Consider the following 19326-nt stretch of genomic DNA (forward strand, 5'->3'; position numbering starts at 1 on the left):
AAATGGATATACAAATTAGTATCCGATAGATTCTATGAACTCTACCAAGGGCATAGAGATAAAGTAAGCGCCTAATGTTAGGAGGTTTTGGTTGCATGACAGCAGTCAGACAAGATGCCTGGAGCCCGGATGACGATCTCATCCTAGCCGAAGTGACGCTGCGGCATATCCGCGAGGGAAGCACGCAGTTGGCCGCTTTTGAGGAAGTAGGAGAGCGGATCGGCCGGACATCGGCCGCATGCGGATTCCGCTGGAACAGTTGTGTCCGCAAACGCTATGAAGATGCGATACAAATTGCGAAGCAGCAGCGCCAGAAGCGGAACTATATGAAAAAACAAACGTACGTTGCAACACCTCATGTATCCGCGATCAGCATGCTCGACACAGAAGAACGTACGTACAAGAACGATCCGTTGACGGAAGAATCGCTATCAATTGATACCGTTATCCGATTTCTGCGGCAATGGAAAGGTACTTATCAAGAGCTTAATCGCCAGATCAAGACGCTTGAACGCGATCTGCGCGAGAAAGATGAAGAATTGTTCACCTTACGTGAGCTGAATGAAAGATTATCGCTTGAAGTCAACAATGCCCAAACGGATTACCGTGCGGTCAATGATGACTACAAAACGCTCATTCAAATTATGGACCGTGCACGCCGTTTGACCGTGCTGACAGAAGAAGATGAGGCTAAACCTCGCTTCAAAATGGATGCGAACGGTAACTTGGAACGAATCGAATAGCCGGCTTGTTTGACTGAAAAGCCGCTCTCCAAAATCTCTCCGAACCTGCTATAGGTGCGGCGGGATTTTTTAGTTTGCTTCTGTTACGATAAGTTTAATCAGGCGGAAGTAGAAATGAGGCAAACCAGTGAGAATGATCATCGTGGGAGCGGGAGCGCTCGGACTTTTATATGGAGCAAGGCTGGCGGAGGCCGGGACCGAGGTTATTATCTTGACGCGCTCGGAAGAGCAAGCGAAGCGGCTGCGTGAGGAAGGTATCCAGTTGACCAAACGGGATGGCATGCAATATCAGGTGAGTGTACAGGCTTCGACGATCGATACGTATGTTCCAGTTGGACTACAGCAAGAGGATTGGGTCTGGCTCACCGTCAAGCAAGTGCATTTGGATGCGCAGTTGCTGCAGCAGGTGGGGCGCTTGGCTGTCCATGGTTGTTCGATACTTGCGCTTCAAAATGGGATAGGGCATCTGGATTTACTGCGCACGGTATGTCCTGAAGAGCAGTTAAATGCAGCTATTACGACAGAAGGTGCAATGCGAATCGACGAACATTCCGTTCACCATACAGGAAGCGGGACGATAACGTTCGGCAGTTGGCTGAAAAACGAAGAAAAGGCGAGCAAACCTCAAAAAATGTTGTTAAAAGTGCTTAATGGGGCAGGAATTGAAGGCAAACTGTCGAATGAGATGGAGACTGTTGTTTACAGGAAATTACTGATCAATGCTGTCATCAATCCGCTAACCGGCATATTCGGTGTACGGAATGGGGAGCTCCCATCTGATCCATGCCGATTGCGCTGGATGAAGGCTTTGCATGAAGAGAGTGAGCACATTCTCGTTCGATCCGGAATGGTGAAGGATGCGGATAGCTGGGATCAGCTGCTTCATATTTGTGAAGCTACCGCAGGGAATCAATCTTCCATGCTGCGAGACGTATTGGCAGGACGTCCAACGGAGATCGATTGGATCAACGGCGGCATCGCGTCGCTGGCCAGAACCATTCAAGCACCTGCTCCGATGAATGAAGCCGTACTGACACTAATTAAAACACTCCAAACGAACTAATGACCGTAGAGAGGGGCGAACCGAGGATGCAGTGGATTTGGGAAAGCATCAAGAACGTCTACGCTTTTCTAGCTGTTCTTCCGATCATACCGTTTCTACTCGTATATTTTGGTTATGGAGCTTTCACCGGCGATAAGAAGAAAGCATTCAGCACCGCTATGGATGTAACTACCGCACTATTAATTGGCTGTGTGGCCGTATTGTTTAATAAAATTTTTCATAGTTCCTTTGGGATATACGGAATCTTACTTCTTCTGCTCCTTGGCGGCGGTCTGCTCGGCAACGTGCAATATCGGTTGAAGGGCAATATCAACATGCGCCGCATAATGCGTGCAATCTGGCGGCTCGGCTTCTTTCTAATGAGTCTATGTTACGTCATACTGATGTGTATCGGCATCGGGAAGAGTTTTTTTAACGTGTAATCGTTGTTCATCTATCAATATAGATTCGAGGATCACTCTCCATTCACGGAGGGTGGTTTTTTTTTGACGGTGCGCTTTACGTTGTGTACAATGAATGAGAAAAACTGCACTTATTCTAAAGGTGTTACTTACAAGGAAGAAAGGTAGAGACTGTCCATGAAAATCGATACGGTTCAGCTGCCTTTCGGACAGCCTGTCACCGAAGCTTATATACATCGAAGCCACCCCGGCGTAGAGGCGCTGTTCGGCAGCCACGCGGCAGAAAATATGCACTGGAAACGCAGGATGAACTGGCTCTCTGAGAACGCGGATAAGCGCATAGATGCCCAACTTCTTGGCGATACGCTCCAAACGTACAATACGCGTTATAACAACAACGCTGCGGTTATGGCGAATATCGAAGCGATCCGCTCGGGAGCGCCGGTCGTTGTGACCGGTCAGCAAGCAGGGCTGTGGTCAGGTCCGCTGCTCGTCATTCATAAAGCGGTTACGGCGATTTCAGCTGCGAAGGAAGCAACGGCTCGGCTGGGTTCGGTTGTTGTGCCGGTGTTCTGGATTGCCGGCGAGGACCATGACTTCGATGAAGTTAACCACGCCTATGTGCGAGGGGAAGCGGCGTTGACCCGATTGGCTGTCCAGAGACCCAGAGGTGCCCGCACCTCCGTCAGCAGGACGAAGATCGCACAGGAAACGTTCACGGAAGCGGTTCAACTGCTTAGCGCGGCATTGCCGGACACATCCTTTAAGCCGGAGCTCCTGGAGAAACTGGGCCAATTCGCGAAACAATCCGAGACCTTGTCCGATTTGTTCGCTTATTTGCTTGGTTGGCTGTTCGGCAGCCAAGGGCTAATTCTGCTTGATGCGGATGATGTCGGCATTCGGAAGCTGGAAGCGCCGATGTTCGGTCAAATGCTGGCACGCAACGATGAGCTGGAGTCGGCTTACTTCCGCAGTGCAAGCCAGCTGCAGGAGCTCGGATTCTCGCCTTCCGCGGATGTTACGCAGGGGAGTGCGAACCTGTTTCTCTTCGACGAGGAAGAACGGATATTGCTACATAAGCATGATGGCCGGTTTCGGAATCGGAAAGGATCGAAATCATGGTCCATCGAGGAGTTGCAGACATGGGCAGCCGGCGATCCGCAGCGGTTCAGCAACAATGTACTGACGAGGCCGATCATGCAGGACTATGTGCTGCCTGTTCTGGCTGTGGTTCTCGGTCCAGGGGAGATCGCATATTGGTCGTTAACCGGTGAGGCGTTCAAGGTATTGGGCATGGAGATGCCGATTGTTGTGCCGCGCATGTCCTTCTCGCTGATTGAGGACAAAACGTCCAAGTATATGGCCAAGTATGGATTATCTTTCGAGGAAGTGGCTTACCGATTTAAGGCATGCAGAGAAGCCTGGCTTAAGGAGCGGGATGAAACCGGCATTGAAGGCGGTTTTGCCGCTGCCCTAGCAGGTATTGAAGCCCTCTATGAGCCCATAAAGGCTTTAACCGTTTCAGTTGAGAATGGATTAGGAGAATTGACGGATCAGAATCTGCTTCGAATCAAGGATCAAATCTCTTATCTTCAGAAGCGGACAATGGATGCGCATGCCAAGAAGTTCGGAGCCGCACTTCGTCAATTGGACTGGATTGCCCTTTCATTGTGGCCGGAAGGCAAGCCTCAGGAACGTGTATTGAATGTGATGGAATTCTATAATCAATATGGAAGATCGTGGATCGACAAACTGCTGGAGATCCCCTATGATCAGCAGAACGGCCATCATTTGATTTCGATTTAAGGCAAGGATCAACAACGAGCATGTAGAAGAAGAGAGGGTGCTGAAGAACAATGACCGTTAATGCGAAGCAAAACAGTATCGTGCGTGATATGGCGCTTGCGCCGGAAGGACATTTGAAAATTGATTGGGTTGCAGCCCATATGCCGGTACTTAACCGTATTCGTGAGCAATTCGAGAAGGAGCAGCCGTTCAAAGGTTTGAAGGTTGCGATCTCCCTCCACTTGGAAGCCAAAACAGCCTATTTGGCTAAAGTTGTTCAAGCCGGCGGTGCAGAAGTAACGATTACAGGCAGCAACCCGCTGTCCACGCAAGATGATGTATGTGCGGCGCTCGTTGAAGACGGCATCACTGTATTTGCCAAATACAATCCGGAGCCTGCTGAATATAAGTCATTGCTTATCAAAGCACTTGAAACGAAGCCTGACCTCATTATTGACGACGGCGGCGATTTCGTTTCGATCCTCCACGCGGAACGTCCTGACCTAATGGAGAATATTCGCGGCGGCGCGGAAGAAACAACGACAGGTATTCTGCGTCTGAAAGCGATGGAGAAGGATGGTTCGCTCAACTTCCCGATGGTTGCCGTTAATGACGCGTTCTGCAAATATTTGTTCGATAACCGTTACGGCACGGGCCAATCGGTATTTGACGGTATTAACCGGACGACAAACCTTGTTGTAGCCGGCAAAACAGTTGTTGTTGCAGGTTATGGCTGGTGCGGTAAAGGGGTAGCGATGCGTGCGAAAGGTCTTGGCGCGCAAGTTATCGTAACAGAGATCGATGCGATTCGCGCCGTTGAAGCATATATGGACGGATTCACAGTCCTTCCGATGATTGAAGCTGCGAAGCTTGGGGATTTCTTCGTTACGGTAACGGGTAACAAAGATGTCATTCGCGGCGAGCATTATGAAGTCATGAAGAATGGTGCGCTTCTGTCCAACGCAGGCCACTTTGATGTTGAAGTGAACAAACCTGAGCTTGAGGCACTTTCCAACGGTAAGCGTGTAGTGCGCCGCAACATTGAAGAGTACCAATTGAAAGATGGCCGCAGCATTTATTTGCTGGCTGAAGGCCGCTTGGTCAACCTCGCTGCAGGCGATGGTCACCCAGCCGAAATTATGGATATGACGTTTGCTCTGCAAGCGATGTCGCTTAAATATGTGAACGACAACTATAACAGCATCGGCAAGAAAGTTGTAAACGTGCCTTACGCGCTGGATGAGCAAGTAGCTCGCTACAAGCTGGAAGCAATCGGAACGGGCATCGATAAACTCTCCGATGAACAGAAAGCTTATCTCGACAGCTGGCAAGAGCATTGATACAACGTAGTAATTACAAGACGCATGAACTTGTGTTCCTTATGGAACCGGTTCATGCGTCTTTTTTCTCCCACAATATGCAACATCTACCTTTCTGCCAACGTTTGATAGGTAGGTCGACCATATTAAAGAAAAGCGGGGGTTGTATCATGAACATGCTTCATGGCGTAGGCGCAACAAAAAAGAGAAGCGTCCGATGGTTATTGCTGGTTAGCATCGTGGTCATGGTATGGATGCTGGCAGGTTGTTCTGCGGGCAACAGTAATTCAAATGATGCGAAGAGCGACGGGTACGCAGGCAGTAGTGCAACCACAAACAACGCCGCGATGAACACGGAGATGGCAGCGCCGCCGATGGCAGACGGGGACGTAGCCACGAGCAATTCATCTTCGAATGCGAGTACTGCAGACACAGCCAGCAGTGAGGAGGCGCCCGCAGCCGGGATGAGTGATGCCGACAGCAACATTCCGGATGGCGAATCCAGCTTCACTCGCAAAATCATTTATAAAGCGTCCGTGAACATGGAGGTTGAAGACTATGGCAAGGCTCAAACCTCTCTACGGAATTTGATTCATTTGTCCGGCGGCTATCTGCTCTCCTTCTCGGATAAGAAAACTACCTCCGAGCTGGGCGGTACCTACACGATTAAAGTGCCGGCTGCCGGCTTTGATACTTTCATCAGCGAGCTGGAGAAGATCAAACACGAAGGCTTCGAGAGCAGCGCGCAAGGGACTGATGTGACGGAAGAATACGTCGATATGGAGGCAAGGCTGAAGGCTCGTCAAGTGGTAGAGGCTAGATTGACAGCATTCATGGAGAAAGCGACGAAGACGACCGATTTGCTGCAAATTTCGAACCAGCTCGGTGAAGTGCAAACCGAGATCGAGCGGATTAAAGGACGTATTCGCTATTTGGACAAAAATGTGGAGTACTCCACCATTGATCTTAGGATGTATCAAGTGCTGGAGCCTGTTACGACCAAAGAAGAAGAGAATCCAGGGTTTCTGAATCGAATTTCGGATGCTATGTCCGGCAGCACGAATGTGGTATACGCGTTCATTCAAGGCGTATTTATCTTCATTGCCGGTGCATTACCGGTTCTGGCTTTGGTGGCAATCGTAGGTATTCCTGCTTATATGGCATACCGAAGCAACCGGCGTAAACGCAATTCACATCCGGCGGCGAGCACGAAAAATATCCCGGCACCTGAGGCTCGGGAACCAGTTAAAGAAGATTCAGAAGCATAGAAGATCCAATAGGCAAACCGAAGAGCTGCATCACATGTCCCCGGCGACATGGGATGTCAGCTCTTTTTGCCGTGTCTGGCTGCTGCCGGCAGCGCGCTGGAGAGCAAAAGTTATGGCGGTTTTCCTGGCGATCGCAGAGCGTTCCTCCTCGGAAGCTTCCAAGAAGGTTGGATCGCGGAATAGAGCGGTCAGTGCTTCCTCGCTGGCAGCTGCAGCTTCTTCCTCACTGCGGAGTAAATAGTGTGATACTTGATAACAAAGCAGCTCGACCTTGCGAAGAAGGTTGATTTTATAGGTCAAGGCGGAAGTGCCGGTCACAGGCAGGCCCCCTTATGTATGATTCATCCAGCATTTCTTTTCTAGTGTACACGATCCAAAGCACTAAAAAGTTTCAAAATCGTAACAAGGTTAATCCCATAAATTATTTTATTAAATCCTGCTAAAGGAGCAGGATTTCAAGTAGCGGTGGCGAATAGTTCAACCTTAGTGGTAGAAAGTGGGGTTAAGTGGAGGATTTGGGGGAAGGGGTGGAGCGGTTCAATGTTTATGGGCGAATATCAACATAGCATTGACGAGAAAGGCCGCATCATTATCCCGGCTAAATTCCGCGAACAGCTTGGCGACCACTTTGTTGTCACTCGAGGACTTGATAACTGTTTGTTTGTTTATCCGCAAAGCGAGTGGAGCTTGCTTGAACAGAAGCTGAAATCGCTGCCCATGATGAAATCAGATGCACGTGCGTTCTCCCGTTTTTTCTTCTCCGGGGCAACGGAATGCGAGCTCGATAAACAGGGAAGGGTAAACTTACCGAATACGCTGTGCGAATATGCCAAGCTGGATAAGGACTGTATTGTGCTGGGCGTTTCGAACCGTGTAGAGATCTGGAGCAAACCGATCTGGGAGAGCTATTTCAAGCAATCCGAAGAGACCTTCAATGATATTGCAGAGAAGCTTGTTGATTTTGATTTTAATTTTTAGCTCGCTTGCCGAATCATTTAGGTGGAGCGAGGGGTTTAGAGCAGGGAGGATTACAGCATGTTTCAACACATCACGGTATTGAAAGAAGAAGCAGTAGATGGACTTGCCATTAAACCGGACGGCATCTACGTCGATTGTACACTCGGAGGAGCCGGCCACAGCGAGCTTATCGCATCAAGGCTCGGACCCCAAGGAAGACTTATTGCATTGGATCAGGACGACTGGGCACTCGACAACGCGCGTGTCAGACTGTCCGATTACATGGACCGTGTCACACTGGTGAAAAGTAACTTTCGTTATTTAGCGCATGTGCTGAAGGATTTAGGCATTTCCGGCGTAGACGGCGTATTATTCGATCTTGGCGTTTCCAGTCCGCAGCTCGATGAAGGTGAACGCGGCTTTAGCTACAATCATGATGCGCCGCTTGATATGCGGATGGATCAAGACGGTATGCTGACAGCAGATGATATTGTCAATACATGGGATGAACGAGAAATCTCCCGCATTATTACGAACTACGGTGAAGAGCGGTTTGCCAGATCCATTGCCCGCAAGATCATCGCTGCCAGAGAGCAGAAGCGAGTCGAAACAACCGGCGAGCTGGTCGAAATTATAAAATCCGGCATACCTGCGGCTGCAAGGCGGACTGGCCCGCATCCTGCGAAACGTACGTTTCAAGCGCTGCGCATTGCGGTTAACGATGAGCTTGGTGCTGAAGAGGAAGGTCTTGAACAGACAATAGACGTATTGAATGCCGGAGGCAGAGCTTCAGTCATTACGTTTCATTCCTTGGAAGACCGTATTTGCAAGCAGTTGTTTGCGAAATTTGTTGAAAAATGCACCTGTCCAACCGACTTTCCGATGTGTGTTTGCGGCGGAGGGGGCAAGCTGAAGCTTGTGAATCGTAAGCCGATTCTGCCAAGCGAAGAGGAATTGGAACAGAACCCAAGATCGCGTTCCGCGAAGCTTCGCGTTGCTGAGAAACTGTAACCGCATAGAAGACAACACACCATAGATGATGATGTAGTAGTAACAGAGAAGGGGAGAGGGTACCGCAATGGCATATGTGAATGGGAATCTAGCGCTGCAGCCAAAACGAAAGACGGAGCCGCGGCCGCAGTTCCGCGAAACCAAAAAAGTTGTCATCAAACGCAAGTCGCTGCCGGTGCAGGAGAAGCTGCTGTACATGTTTACGATTCTCGTTTGTGTACTTGTAGCCGGCGTCGTTATTTTCCGTTATGCACAAATCTACCAGATGGAGCTTCAAATCAAGCAATTGACAAAGCAGCATGCGCAGCTGACCGAGCAGGTAGCATTCTTGAAATCGGAATACGAGAAAGCGAACGACCCGAAGAATATTAGGGATCTTGCAGAGAAGTACGGATACACTTATCCAGAAGATGACTCCTCCCTAATTAAAGTAAATGCGGCTACTGAAACGACTGTCGCGAGCAGTAAGGAATAGGTGAACAGTTATGACAAAGAGAATTAGATTACGGACATTGTTGGTCGGAGGGTTCATCACCCTCCTTTTTGTTTTATTAGTAGGTCGAATCTATTGGGTTCAAGTGGTGCACGCCGACTTCTGGGCGGATAAAGCCAGAGAAGTATGGTCGAAGTCGGAGAAGATTATTCCGGTTCGCGGTACGATCTCTGATCGGGAAGGCAATATACTCGCTATGGATGTTGCGGCGTATACGGTTGCTGTCAATCCGAAGATCATTCATGACTTGAAGCTGGAAAATGTAATCATCAATAAACTGAGCGGTGTTCTTGGCAAATCGCAGATTACACTGCGTGAAATTGTAGAAGCAAAGCAGAAGAACGGCGAATACTATCAACAGCGCGAGGTGCGTAAGGAAGGCTGGAAGATTGATAAATCGGTTGCGGATCGCATTCTCCGTTTCAGAGATCAGCTTGTCGAGCAAACCGGCAGCAAGGATGTTGGCATCTACTTGATTGATCAACAGAAGCGCTCCTATCCGAAAGGCAGTTTGGCTTCACATATTCTCGGCTATGAGAACAAAGAAGGAAAGGCTGTTATGGGGCTTGAAGCCGCGCTGGATGATAAGCTGAAAGGTACAGAGGGCGAAATCAAATACGAGCGGGACGGCAACGGTGTCATTCTGGAGAATGGAACCGTCAACTTTAAGCCTTCCGTGGACGGTAAAAATATTAAGCTGACGATTGATACCGAAATCCAGCACTACATCGAAGAAGCGATTAAAGAAACGTACGATAAATATAAGCCGAAGAGCATCACGGCGATTGCGGCGGACCCGCAAACGATGGAGATTCTCGGGATGGCGAATATGCCCGATTTTGACCCGAATACGTACTGGACTGCACCGCAGGAGAACTTTTACGATCATTCGATTAAGTCCTTGTACGAGCCGGGTTCGACATTTAAGATCGTGACGCTCTCCGGCGCGGTTCAGGAAGGTTTGTTCAACCCGGACGCGACCTATAAATCCGGTGCCATTAAAGTACCCGGCGGCACGATTCACGATATCAATAGAGAAGGCTGGGGCACCATTTCGTTCTTGGAAGGGTTGAAACGCTCCAGTAACGTCGCTTTCGTAAAGCTGGGCTATGAAGGGCTGAAAGCGGAGAAACTGATGAGTTATATCTCGAATTTCGGCTTCAGCCAGAAGACAGGCATTGAGCTTCCGGGGGAGATCAAGGGACAGGTTAACTTTAATCCCCGTTATCCAACTGAGGTTGCAACCGCAGCTTTCGGTCAAGGTAAAGTACTCGTAACGCCGATTCAACAAGTCGCGGCTGTAGCTGCCGTAGCCAACGGCGGCAAGCTGCTTGTGCCGCATTTGATCAAAGAAATTCAAGATCCGGTCACAAAGAAAGTAGAAGTGATCAAACCACAGGTTGTCCGTCAGGTGATCACCGAACAAACGGCCAAGAAAGTGGATGAATACTTGGAGCAAGTCGTATCCGACCAAGAGATTGGTTCCGGACGCAGAGCCTATATTGAAGGCTACCGTGTTGCCGGTAAAACGGGTACTGCTCAGAAGGTTATCAACGGCGGATATGCAGACGATAAGTACGTGATTTCCTTCATCGGCTTCGCGCCGGTAGGCAACCCGAAGATCGTCCTTTACCTCGTAATGGATGAGCCGAATGATCGGTTAGCATCCGGCGGTACGGTCATGGCGCCTGTATTCAAGCAGATCGTACAGCAAAGCCTTCGCCATATGGGTGTTGATCCGGTGACAACGGTGAAGACGACAACCTCTAGCACCCCGAATCAAGAGCAAACCGTAGAAATTCCGAGTTTGACGAAGCTGGATCTAACGAAAGCGAAAGCGCAGTTGAAATCGCGTAAGCTAAACTACGAAATTGTAGGTAAAGGCACCACCGTCTTGCAGCAAATTCCGAAGGCGGGCACGTCAGTCAGCCCGGATCAGCCAATCTATCTGTTAACGGAAGAGCGAACGAAGCTGCCGGTACCGAATATGAAAGGCTTATCGCTTCGTGACGCAATGGAGATGTGCTCGATTCTGCAGATTCGCGTGATGACCACAGGAGAAGGTTTTGTAATCTCCCAGTCATTAGCGAAGCAGGGGGAGAACAAAGTGCTTAAGCTTGTTCTGTCACCGCCGGCGATACAAGCCTCCACGCAGACGAGTAACGGAGAAGATGCGACAACAGAAGCAAAAGACAACAGCAAATCGGGAACTACTTCAGGGGGCTAGGCTTGTTCTAAGCCCCTTTTTCTTTGAATAGGCTTGGATTAGGAAACGGATGGACGAACGTTCCCGTTTTACGAGCTATTCGGAGGGGATGTTAAGTGAAGGTTTCGAGTGTGACGATCAGGCGCAGGCTGTTCACGGCGCTTCTTATTGGCATTCTTGCATTCTCGCTTCTGGCCGGACGATTGGGTTATGTTCAGCTGTGGAAAGGCGAAGAGCTGGCAGCTAAGGCGGAGGATTCCTGGCGCAGGGAGATTCCGTTCTCGGCGAAGCGGGGCGAGATCTTGGACCGAAACGGCTCCATGCTTGCGTATAATATAAGCTCACCTACCGTGATGGCGATACCTGCCCAGATCAAGGATGCAAAGTCGACGGCCGCTCAGCTGGCCGGTGTGCTGGATATGTCGGAGGATCTTATTTATACCACGATCAAGAAGAAGCAGATGATTGTCAGCCTTAAACCGGGCGGCCGCAAAATCACTACGGAGAAAGCGCAGCAAATTCGGGATCTTAATCTGCCCGGCATCGTGGTAGCTGAAGATAACAAGCGTTACTATCCGCTCGGAAGCTTTGCCTCGCATGTGCTCGGATTTACCGGGATTGATAATCAAGGCTTAACCGGTATTGAAGCTAAGTATGACAATATGCTGGAAGGCATTAACGGGAATATTTCCTTCTTATCGACGGCCGGAGGCGGGCAAATGCCCGGTTCGGGCGATACGTATTTGGAGCCCAAAGACGGACTTAATTTAGAGCTAACGATAGACAAGCAGATCCAGACGATTATGGAACGGGAGCTTGACCAAGCGATGGTCAAGTTTCAGGCCGATGACATCATAGCAATCGCAATGGATCCTACGAATGGCGAGATTCTCGGGATGGCCAGCAGGCCAACCTACGAGCCGGATAAATACCGCGATGTAGATCCGGCGATCTACAATCGCAATTTGCCGATTTGGATGACGTATGAGCCGGGGTCCACATTTAAGATCATTACACTGGCAGCCGCACTCGAAGAGAAAAAGGTCAATCTCACTAGTGAGCATTTCTTTGATCCGGGTGCTGTTGAAATCGGCGGCGCACGGCTGCGCTGCTGGAAGAAAGGCGGCCATGGCAGCCAAACTTTCCTTGAAGTTGTGCAGAACTCTTGTAACCCGGGATTCGTTGCGTTAGGCAATAGACTTGGCAAAGAGAAGCTGTTCGATTATATTAAGAACTTCGGCTTCGGCAAAAAAACCGGAATCGACCTCGGCGGCGAGGAGAACGGCATTATGTTCAAAATGAGTCAGGTCGGACCGGTTGAGCTTGCGACTACTGCATTCGGTCAAGGGGTATCGGTTACCCCGATTCAACAGATCACAGCTGTTTCGGCAGCGATCAATGGGGGTACACTGTATAAGCCGCATGTCGCCAAATCATGGATTAATCCCGAGACGGGCGATACGGTAAGCACGGTACAGCCGGAAGCGGTTCGAACTGTCATCTCCGAGGATACGAGCAAGCAGGTGCGAGAGGCGCTGGAGAGCGTCGTCGCCAAAGGAACAGGACGCAACGCTTTCATAGATGGCTATCGTGTCGGCGGTAAGACAGGTACAGCCCAGAAGGTTATCAACGGCCGCTATTCGCCGAATGAGCATATCGTTTCCTTTATCGGTTTTGCTCCGGCAGATGATCCGAAGATTGTTGTCTATGTCGCAGTCGATAACCCGCAAGGCATTCAATTCGGGGGCGTCGTCGCCGCGCCGATTGTACACAATATTTTGGAAGATGCACTGCCGTACATGGGCGTTGCTCCACGGAAGGATCAGCTGAGCAAAGAGTATAAATACGGTGAAACACCGATTGTGGAAGTGCCGAATCTCATCGGCAAGACTGTCTCTGATATTTATGAAGATTTGAATATGAACTTCAACCTTACCTCGGCAGGGAGCGGGGACACCGTAATTAGGCAGTCGCCTGCTGCGGGCACGCGGGTCGACCGAGGGTCAACCATACGGATTTATTTAGCAAAAGACGATGATGAAAGCACTGTTCGCTGACTATAATGAGTATAGATAGATGAAGTAGGCCGCGACCCAACTCTGCTGCTTCTTCATAGGCGGCCCTGCGCAGATTTGATCTGCTCACGGGAGGGGACTTAAGCGATGCGTGTGGAACACTTGGCTGCACTGCTGCTCACATCTGTTCTTGTCGGTGAAGGGACCGCGGAGGTTGGTGGTATTGAGACCGATTCCCGCCGCGTCTTGCCCGGCTGCGTCTTTATCTGTTTGCGTGGACATACGGTTGACGGGCATGAATATGCCGCAGAGGCCGTTGCCAGAGGGGCTGTTGCGCTGGTTGTGGAGAGGCAGCTGGATCTGCCCGTACCGCAGCTTATCGTCAAAGACAGCCGCTATGCGATGGCTGCGATCGCCAATCATTATTTTGATTATCCGAGCCGTAAGCTGAGATTAATAGGTGTAACGGGGACGAACGGCAAAACGACGACGACCTATTTGATTGAGAAAATCATGAGTGACGCCGGATTCAGCACAGGTGTTATTGGAACGGTGGAAATGCGCTACGCAGGCAAAACGCTGCCGATGTCGGGAACGACACCTGAAGCGCTGGAGCTGCAGCGTAATCTTGCTGTCATGGTTGAAACCGGTACGCAGTACTGCGTCATGGAAGTTTCCTCGCATGCGCTGGAGCAGGGACGAGTAAAGGGCAGCCGGTATCGGATCGCGATTTTCACCAATTTGACGCAGGATCATCTCGACTATCATGCTACGATGGAGCGGTATGCTGCAGCCAAAGGGCTGTTGTTCTCCCGGCTTGGCAATGAATTCGGGCGTGCGCCGGAAGATCGCCTATTCGCGGTACTGAACGCCGATGATGAAGCCTCGCCGAAATATGCGGACGTAACGGCAGCTGAGGTGGTTACGTACGGTATCGATCATGATGCGGATGTACGTGCTGACAAGGTGCGTATTACTGCACACGGGACCGCGTTTCATGTGGAAACGTTCGCCGGCTCTGCGGATATTACACTGCGCATGGTCGGTAAATATAATGTGTACAATGCGTTAAGCGCCATCAGCGCTGCTCTAATTGAAGGAGTGTCGCTGAAACAGATCAAGCAAAGTCTGGAAGATATCCCCGGTGTTCCGGGCCGTGTCGAGTCGGTGCAAGCCGGACAGAAGTTCGCGGTCATTGTGGATTATGCGCATACGCCTGACGGATTACAGAATGTGCTTACTGCTGTAAAAGAATTTGCGGTAGGCCGCGTCATTTGCGTATTTGGCTGCGGCGGCGATCGCGACCGGACGAAACGGCCGCTCATGGGCCGAATCGCCGCGCAGCTCGCGGATTATTGCATCATTACATCGGATAATCCCCGTACGGAGGATCCGGAACGTATCCTGCTGGACGTTGAAGCAGGACTCATACAGGATGATACGGCGGCTAATCGTTACGAGCTGCTTTCGGACCGCAGAGCGGCGATACAAAAAGCGGTTGAAATGGCGAGGCGTGACGATGTAGTATTAATTGCGGGGAAAGGCCACGAAACCTATCAGGATATCAGAGGCGTCAAGTATGACTTTGACGACCGCGAGGTGGCTAAAGAAGCGATAAGGAGTCTTTCATAGTGATTACACGTAAATTAAGTGCGATTGCCGCTATGTGCGGTGGAACGATACAAAACGATACAGACGCCGGCAGTCTGGAAATTGCCGGCGTCTCCATCAACTCTCGGCGCATGTCGCCGGGACAATTGTTCATTCCGATCAAAGGCGAGAACTTTGACGGTCATGAATTTGCAAGCAGCGCCATAGAAGGCGGCGCAGTCGCTACGCTGTGGCAGCGGGATAAAGAACTTCCAGAAGCGCTTGCGAGTGGAGTGCCGATTGTTCTGGTGGACGATACTACGGCGGCCTTGCAGCAGCTTGCGTCCGCATATCGCGACGAATTACAGGTGCGCGTTGTTGGCGTGACGGGCAGCAATGGCAAAACGACGACAAAAGATATGGTCGCAGCGCTGCTGTCGGGCTTTTTTCGCGTGCATAAAACAGATGGCAATTATAACAATCATATCGGCTTGCCACTGACGCTTCTGGCGTTAAAAGAAGATGTGGAAGTCGTTGTGCTCGAGATGGGGATGAGCGAGTTCGGCGAGATCGATCTGCTTACGCGGCTTGCGAAACCCGATGTCGCCATCATTACGAATATCGGCGAGTCTCATATGCTCCAGCTTGGTTCACGTGCGGGCATTACCCAAGCGAAGCTTGAAATTGTGGCTGGCTTGAAAGAAAACGGCTTGCTGCTTATTAACGGTGATGAACCGCTTCTACATGAAGGACTTAAGCAAGTCTCGTTGCCGGAGAACACAGAAGTACAAACCTTCGGTTTGCAGGAGGGGAATCATTGGGCGGCTGCGAACGTTATCGTGGACGCTACGACTTCAAACTTTGATGTTAGCGGCGATAATGGGCTCCGGCACGTTGAACTTCCGGTGGCCGGGACGCATAATGTATCGAATGCGCTCGCCGCGATTGCGACAGCGAAGAAATTCGGTCTGCCCGACGATGTGATTCGTCAAGGATTTGCTGGGCTGAAGCTGACAGCTATGCGCATTGAGCCGGGTGTTGCGTATAATGGAGCAATGCTACTTAATGATGCCTATAATGCCAGTCCGACTTCCGTCCGCGCAGCGATCGATCTCGTAGCAGGGCTATCTGGCTATAACTGTAAATGGCTCGTCCTTGGTGATATGCTGGAGCTCGGGCCGGATGAAGAAGCGATGCATAGCGCAATCGGCGCTTACGTGAATCCATCGAAAGCCGATCAGGTACTGACCTTCGGTAAGCTTTCGCAGAACATCGCCTCAGCAGCGGCAAAGCAATTTGGCAGCTCTGATCGTGTAAAGGCATTCGAAGACAAACAACAGCTTATAGCATGGCTCCGCGCACAACTAGTGCCGGAAGATCTCGTACTGGTGAAAGGATCCCGCGGCATGCGCATGGAAGAAATTATCCATGACCTGCAGCGTGCATAGAGGTGAAATTATGGACGTAAAGGTCATTCTTCTGTCAATCGGCGCTTCCTTCATGCTTGCGATACTGTTCGGACCTTTGTTCATTCCGCTGCTGAAACGGTTGAAATTCGGCCAGCAGATCCGTACAGACGGCCCGCAAAGCCATCTGAAGAAATCAGGGACCCCGACGATGGGCGGCATCATTATAATGCTGGCTGTATTGCTCGCGTTTCTGAAGTTCTCGGATAAAACGTCTTCCTTCTGGGTGCTGCTCGTTGCATCGCTCGGATTTGGGCTGGTCGGATTTCTGGATGATTATATCAAAATCGTATTTAAACGGTCTCTTGGCCTGACAGCGATGCAAAAGCTCATCGGCCAGCTGCTTTTTGCCGTAATTATATGTGTACTGCTCTATCAAATGCATCATAGCACGGTGATCGGAATCCCAGGGACATCCGTGGAGCTTGATTTCGGATGGTTCTACTATCCGTTCGTCGTTATTATGCTGTTCGGCACTACGAATGCGGTTAACTTCACAGACGGCGTTGACGGATTGTTGGCAGGGACAGGCGCGGTCGCGTTCACAGCCTTCGCAATCCTCGCGCTCCATGCAAGCGAACACGAATCGGCGATCTTCTCGGCTACGATGATCGGCGCAATGCTGGGCTTCTTGGTGTTCAACGCGCATCCGGCAAAGGTGTTCATGGGCGATACGGGCTCACTCGGCATCGGCGGCGGTATGGCGGCTGTGGCGATTCTTACGAAAACCGAAATCCTGCTGGTCATTATCGGCGGCGTTTTCGTTCTGGAGATGCTGTCGGTTATACTGCAGGTAGGATCTTTTAAACTTCGAGGCAAACGTATTTTCAAAATGAGTCCGATCCATCATCATTTTGAATTGTCCGGCTGGTCGGAGTGGAAGGTTGTTACTTCCTTCTGGGTCGTCGGGATTGTGTTCGCAGCGATTGGCTTGCTGCTGGGAAGGTAAGGGCAGGAGGCGCTTTAGGGGTAGGACGCTGGGAGTACCCCGCTGCGCGTGCGGATCATTGTTACGATCGCTGTTGTCCGTCGGATTTCTTTGAATTTATAACCGATTTATCGGTTGAATTCCGTCGGACAAAGGCGAACGCTGACGCTTCTACACAACGACCGCCCGCTCCGCTCTTGTACCCGGCTATTCTTTTAAAGTCCCGGAGGGACAAGGCAGCGCAGCTGCCGACTGTCCTCAAAGTCCCGACAGGGACAAGGTAGCGCAGCTACCGACAACTAACCCTGCGCGGAAATGGGAGCGTGTCCCGAAGGGACGAAAGCGGGCACTACGCATAGGTTGCAACAACGCCGCGCCTCTGTGGCCCAAACGTTCTTCAGTGACGAAGTCAACAGGTAGCACAGGCGCACCAAAATGAAAGTTAGTCCCGCAAGGGACTTCGAGCACCCCCACCAACCGGACCTAGGAGCGCCTCTGACACTCGAACGTTATACCTTCCGGGTGTCCAGAGGGCCGGGGCCCTCGGGGTCCCCCTTTCAAAGGGGGATTTAGGGGGATTGTCACTCTAGGGGGATGGCCCATAGGGATTGAAGAATAGGAGTGGACATATATGAAACACCCATCCTTATACAAGGATCAACAGGTTGTCGTCCTCGGCTTAGCGAGAAGCGGGGTCAGCGTCGCGAAGATTTTTCACAAGCTCGGCGCGAAGGTGACCGTTAACGATATGAAAGAACGTCATTTATCTCCCGAAGCGGACGAGCTGGACGCTTTGGGTGTTTCTGTTATATGCGGCAGTCATCCGGCTGATCTCATTGATGCGCATACGGCACTGGTTGTGAAGAACCCGGGCATCCCGTACACGTCCGCACCGGTCAAGCAAGCGCTGGAGCTGGGCATCGAAGTCGTCACAGAAGTGGAAGTCGCCTATCTGCTGTCGCCTGCCCCGATTATCGGGATTACCGGGTCCAATGGCAAAACTACGACAACGACATGGATCGGCGAACTGTTGGAAGCGGCAGGACTCAATCCGATCGTAGCCGGTAATATAGGGACGCCACTATGCGAAGCGGCGCAGACGGCATCGAGCGAAGATTGGATTGTCGCGGAGCTTAGCAGCTTTCAATTGAAAGGCACAACGGAGTTTCGGCCGCGGATCAGCATGCTGCTCAACGTAGCGGAGACCCATCTGGACTACCATGGCAGCATGGAAGACTATGTCGCGTCCAAAGCGAAGCTGTTTGCAAATCAGACGCCTGAGGATACGGCGATTTTGAATGCAGATGATCCGGTTTGCCGCGAGCTGATGCATGCTGGAACGATTCGCGCACGCATTTTGCCGTTCTCTACGACCAAAGAGCTTACATATGGCCTATGTGTAATCCCGCCGTTCCCAGCGGACCTCACAGAGCCTGCCGGAGATGTGAAGCGTCTGATTGTATGGCGTGACGAGCAAGGGCAGTCCCATGACATCATACCGGTGGATGAAGTCGGCATTCCGGGCCGCCACAATACCGCTAACGCGCTTGCAGCCATTGCGGCGTGTATCGCAGCAGGCGCGAGCATCGAAACGCTTGTAGAGCCGCTTCGTCAGTTCCGCGGTGTGGAGCATCGACTGGAATTTGTCCGCAATCACAACGGAATCGCTTACTACAATAATGCAAAAGCAACCAACGGAACAGCTACGATCATCGCGCTGCGCTCGTTCCAAGGCCGCCGTATCGTACTCATTGCCGGGGGGCTGGACAGGGGCTCCGACTATATGGAGCTGCTGCCGCATTTCCGCGATCAAGTGAAAGCTGTCGTCACGCTCGGCGAAACTCGCGCCAAAATTGCCGAAGTGGCAAGGCTTGCAGGTTTAACGACCATTAAAGTCGTCGAACCTGTGGAGGACGCCGAAAGCACGCTGCAGCTCGCCGTACGAGAAGCAGCAGCCCTCGCGGAGCCGGGAGATACCGTTCTCCTGTCTCCGGCCTGTGCAAGCTGGGATATGTTTAAATCCTATGAAGAACGAGGGCGCATTTTTAAAGAATCGGCGCATAACTTGTAAGTAGGGGGCT

At 51.1% G+C, this 19326-nt stretch carries 16 protein-coding genes; 15 read left to right on the forward strand and 1 reads right to left on the reverse strand.

Going from position 1 to position 19326, the window contains the following annotated elements:
- The first annotated feature begins 95 nt into the window (after positions 1 to 95).
- The 6 genes from AC50Y3_RS10660 (at position 96) to AC50Y3_RS10685 (ending at position 6579) form a co-directional block, all read left to right on the forward strand.
- Positions 96 to 743, forward strand: a complete 648-nt coding sequence (locus AC50Y3_RS10660; protein WP_494818749.1) for an RsfA family transcriptional regulator — start codon at positions 96 to 98, stop codon at positions 741 to 743.
- Positions 744 to 876: 133 nt separating this feature from the next.
- Positions 877 to 1806 carry a ketopantoate reductase family protein gene (locus AC50Y3_RS10665; protein ID WP_494819221.1) on the forward strand — a complete coding sequence of 310 codons (930 nt, stop codon included), beginning with the start codon at positions 877 to 879 and terminating at the stop codon, positions 1804 to 1806.
- A 26-nt stretch (positions 1807 to 1832) separates the two neighbouring features.
- Complete coding sequence (locus tag AC50Y3_RS10670; protein WP_494818750.1) at positions 1833 to 2228, forward strand: DUF3397 domain-containing protein; 396 nt, start codon at positions 1833 to 1835, stop codon at positions 2226 to 2228.
- 156 nt (positions 2229 to 2384) lie between these two features.
- Positions 2385 to 4013 carry a bacillithiol biosynthesis cysteine-adding enzyme BshC gene (bshC, locus tag AC50Y3_RS10675; protein WP_494818751.1) on the forward strand — a complete coding sequence of 543 codons (1629 nt, stop codon included), beginning with the start codon at positions 2385 to 2387 and terminating at the stop codon, positions 4011 to 4013.
- A gap of 50 nt (positions 4014 to 4063) precedes the next feature.
- Positions 4064 to 5332, forward strand: a complete 1269-nt coding sequence (locus tag AC50Y3_RS10680) for an adenosylhomocysteinase (RefSeq protein ID WP_494818752.1) — start codon at positions 4064 to 4066, stop codon at positions 5330 to 5332.
- A gap of 149 nt (positions 5333 to 5481) precedes the next feature.
- A complete protein-coding gene (locus AC50Y3_RS10685) occupies positions 5482 to 6579 on the forward strand; it encodes a DUF4349 domain-containing protein (RefSeq protein WP_494818753.1) in 1098 nt (365 codons plus the stop codon).
- Between the two features lie 30 nt (positions 6580 to 6609).
- Here AC50Y3_RS10685 and AC50Y3_RS10690 read toward each other — a convergent pair whose 3' ends face one another.
- Positions 6610 to 6897 carry a hypothetical protein gene (locus tag AC50Y3_RS10690; protein ID WP_494818754.1) on the reverse strand — a complete coding sequence of 96 codons (288 nt, stop codon included), beginning with the start codon at positions 6895 to 6897 and terminating at the stop codon, positions 6610 to 6612.
- A 222-nt stretch (positions 6898 to 7119) separates the two neighbouring features.
- On the opposite strand from AC50Y3_RS10690, the gene mraZ reads away from it, so the two are divergent.
- The 9 genes from mraZ to murD all read left to right on the forward strand — a co-directional run bounded on the left by mraZ (position 7120) and on the right by murD (position 19316).
- Positions 7120 to 7557 carry a division/cell wall cluster transcriptional repressor MraZ gene (mraZ, locus tag AC50Y3_RS10695; RefSeq protein WP_494818755.1) on the forward strand — a complete coding sequence of 146 codons (438 nt, stop codon included), beginning with the start codon at positions 7120 to 7122 and terminating at the stop codon, positions 7555 to 7557.
- 57 nt (positions 7558 to 7614) lie between these two features.
- Positions 7615 to 8547, forward strand: a complete 933-nt coding sequence (gene rsmH / locus AC50Y3_RS10700) for a 16S rRNA (cytosine(1402)-N(4))-methyltransferase RsmH (RefSeq protein WP_494818756.1) — start codon at positions 7615 to 7617, stop codon at positions 8545 to 8547.
- 67 nt (positions 8548 to 8614) lie between these two features.
- A complete protein-coding gene (locus AC50Y3_RS10705; RefSeq protein WP_494818757.1) occupies positions 8615 to 9022 on the forward strand; it encodes a septum formation initiator family protein in 408 nt (135 codons plus the stop codon).
- A 10-nt stretch (positions 9023 to 9032) separates the two neighbouring features.
- Entirely contained in the window at positions 9033 to 11267 is a 2235-nt protein-coding gene (locus AC50Y3_RS10710; RefSeq protein ID WP_494818758.1) for a penicillin-binding transpeptidase domain-containing protein, read from the forward strand.
- Between the two features lie 95 nt (positions 11268 to 11362).
- Positions 11363 to 13303: a stage V sporulation protein D gene (locus AC50Y3_RS10715; RefSeq protein ID WP_494818759.1), complete on the forward strand. Its 1941-nt coding sequence runs from the start codon at positions 11363 to 11365 to the stop codon at positions 13301 to 13303.
- Between the two features lie 105 nt (positions 13304 to 13408).
- Positions 13409 to 14893, forward strand: coding sequence for a UDP-N-acetylmuramoyl-L-alanyl-D-glutamate--2,6-diaminopimelate ligase (locus tag AC50Y3_RS10720; protein WP_494818760.1), 1485 nt, complete (start codon positions 13409 to 13411; stop codon positions 14891 to 14893).
- A complete protein-coding gene (locus tag AC50Y3_RS10725; RefSeq protein ID WP_494818761.1) occupies positions 14893 to 16299 on the forward strand; it encodes a UDP-N-acetylmuramoyl-tripeptide--D-alanyl-D-alanine ligase in 1407 nt (468 codons plus the stop codon). The genes AC50Y3_RS10720 and AC50Y3_RS10725 overlap by 1 nt, the downstream gene beginning before the upstream one ends.
- 10 nt (positions 16300 to 16309) lie before the next feature.
- Entirely contained in the window at positions 16310 to 17266 is a 957-nt protein-coding gene (gene mraY / locus AC50Y3_RS10730; RefSeq protein ID WP_494818762.1) for a phospho-N-acetylmuramoyl-pentapeptide-transferase, read from the forward strand.
- A 610-nt stretch (positions 17267 to 17876) separates the two neighbouring features.
- Positions 17877 to 19316 (forward strand): UDP-N-acetylmuramoyl-L-alanine--D-glutamate ligase, encoded by a 1440-nt coding sequence (murD, locus tag AC50Y3_RS10735; protein ID WP_494818763.1) that lies wholly within the window; start codon positions 17877 to 17879, stop codon positions 19314 to 19316.
- Positions 19317 to 19326 lie beyond the last annotated feature (10 nt).

The organism is Paenibacillus sp. J22R98 (assembly GCF_059383835.1).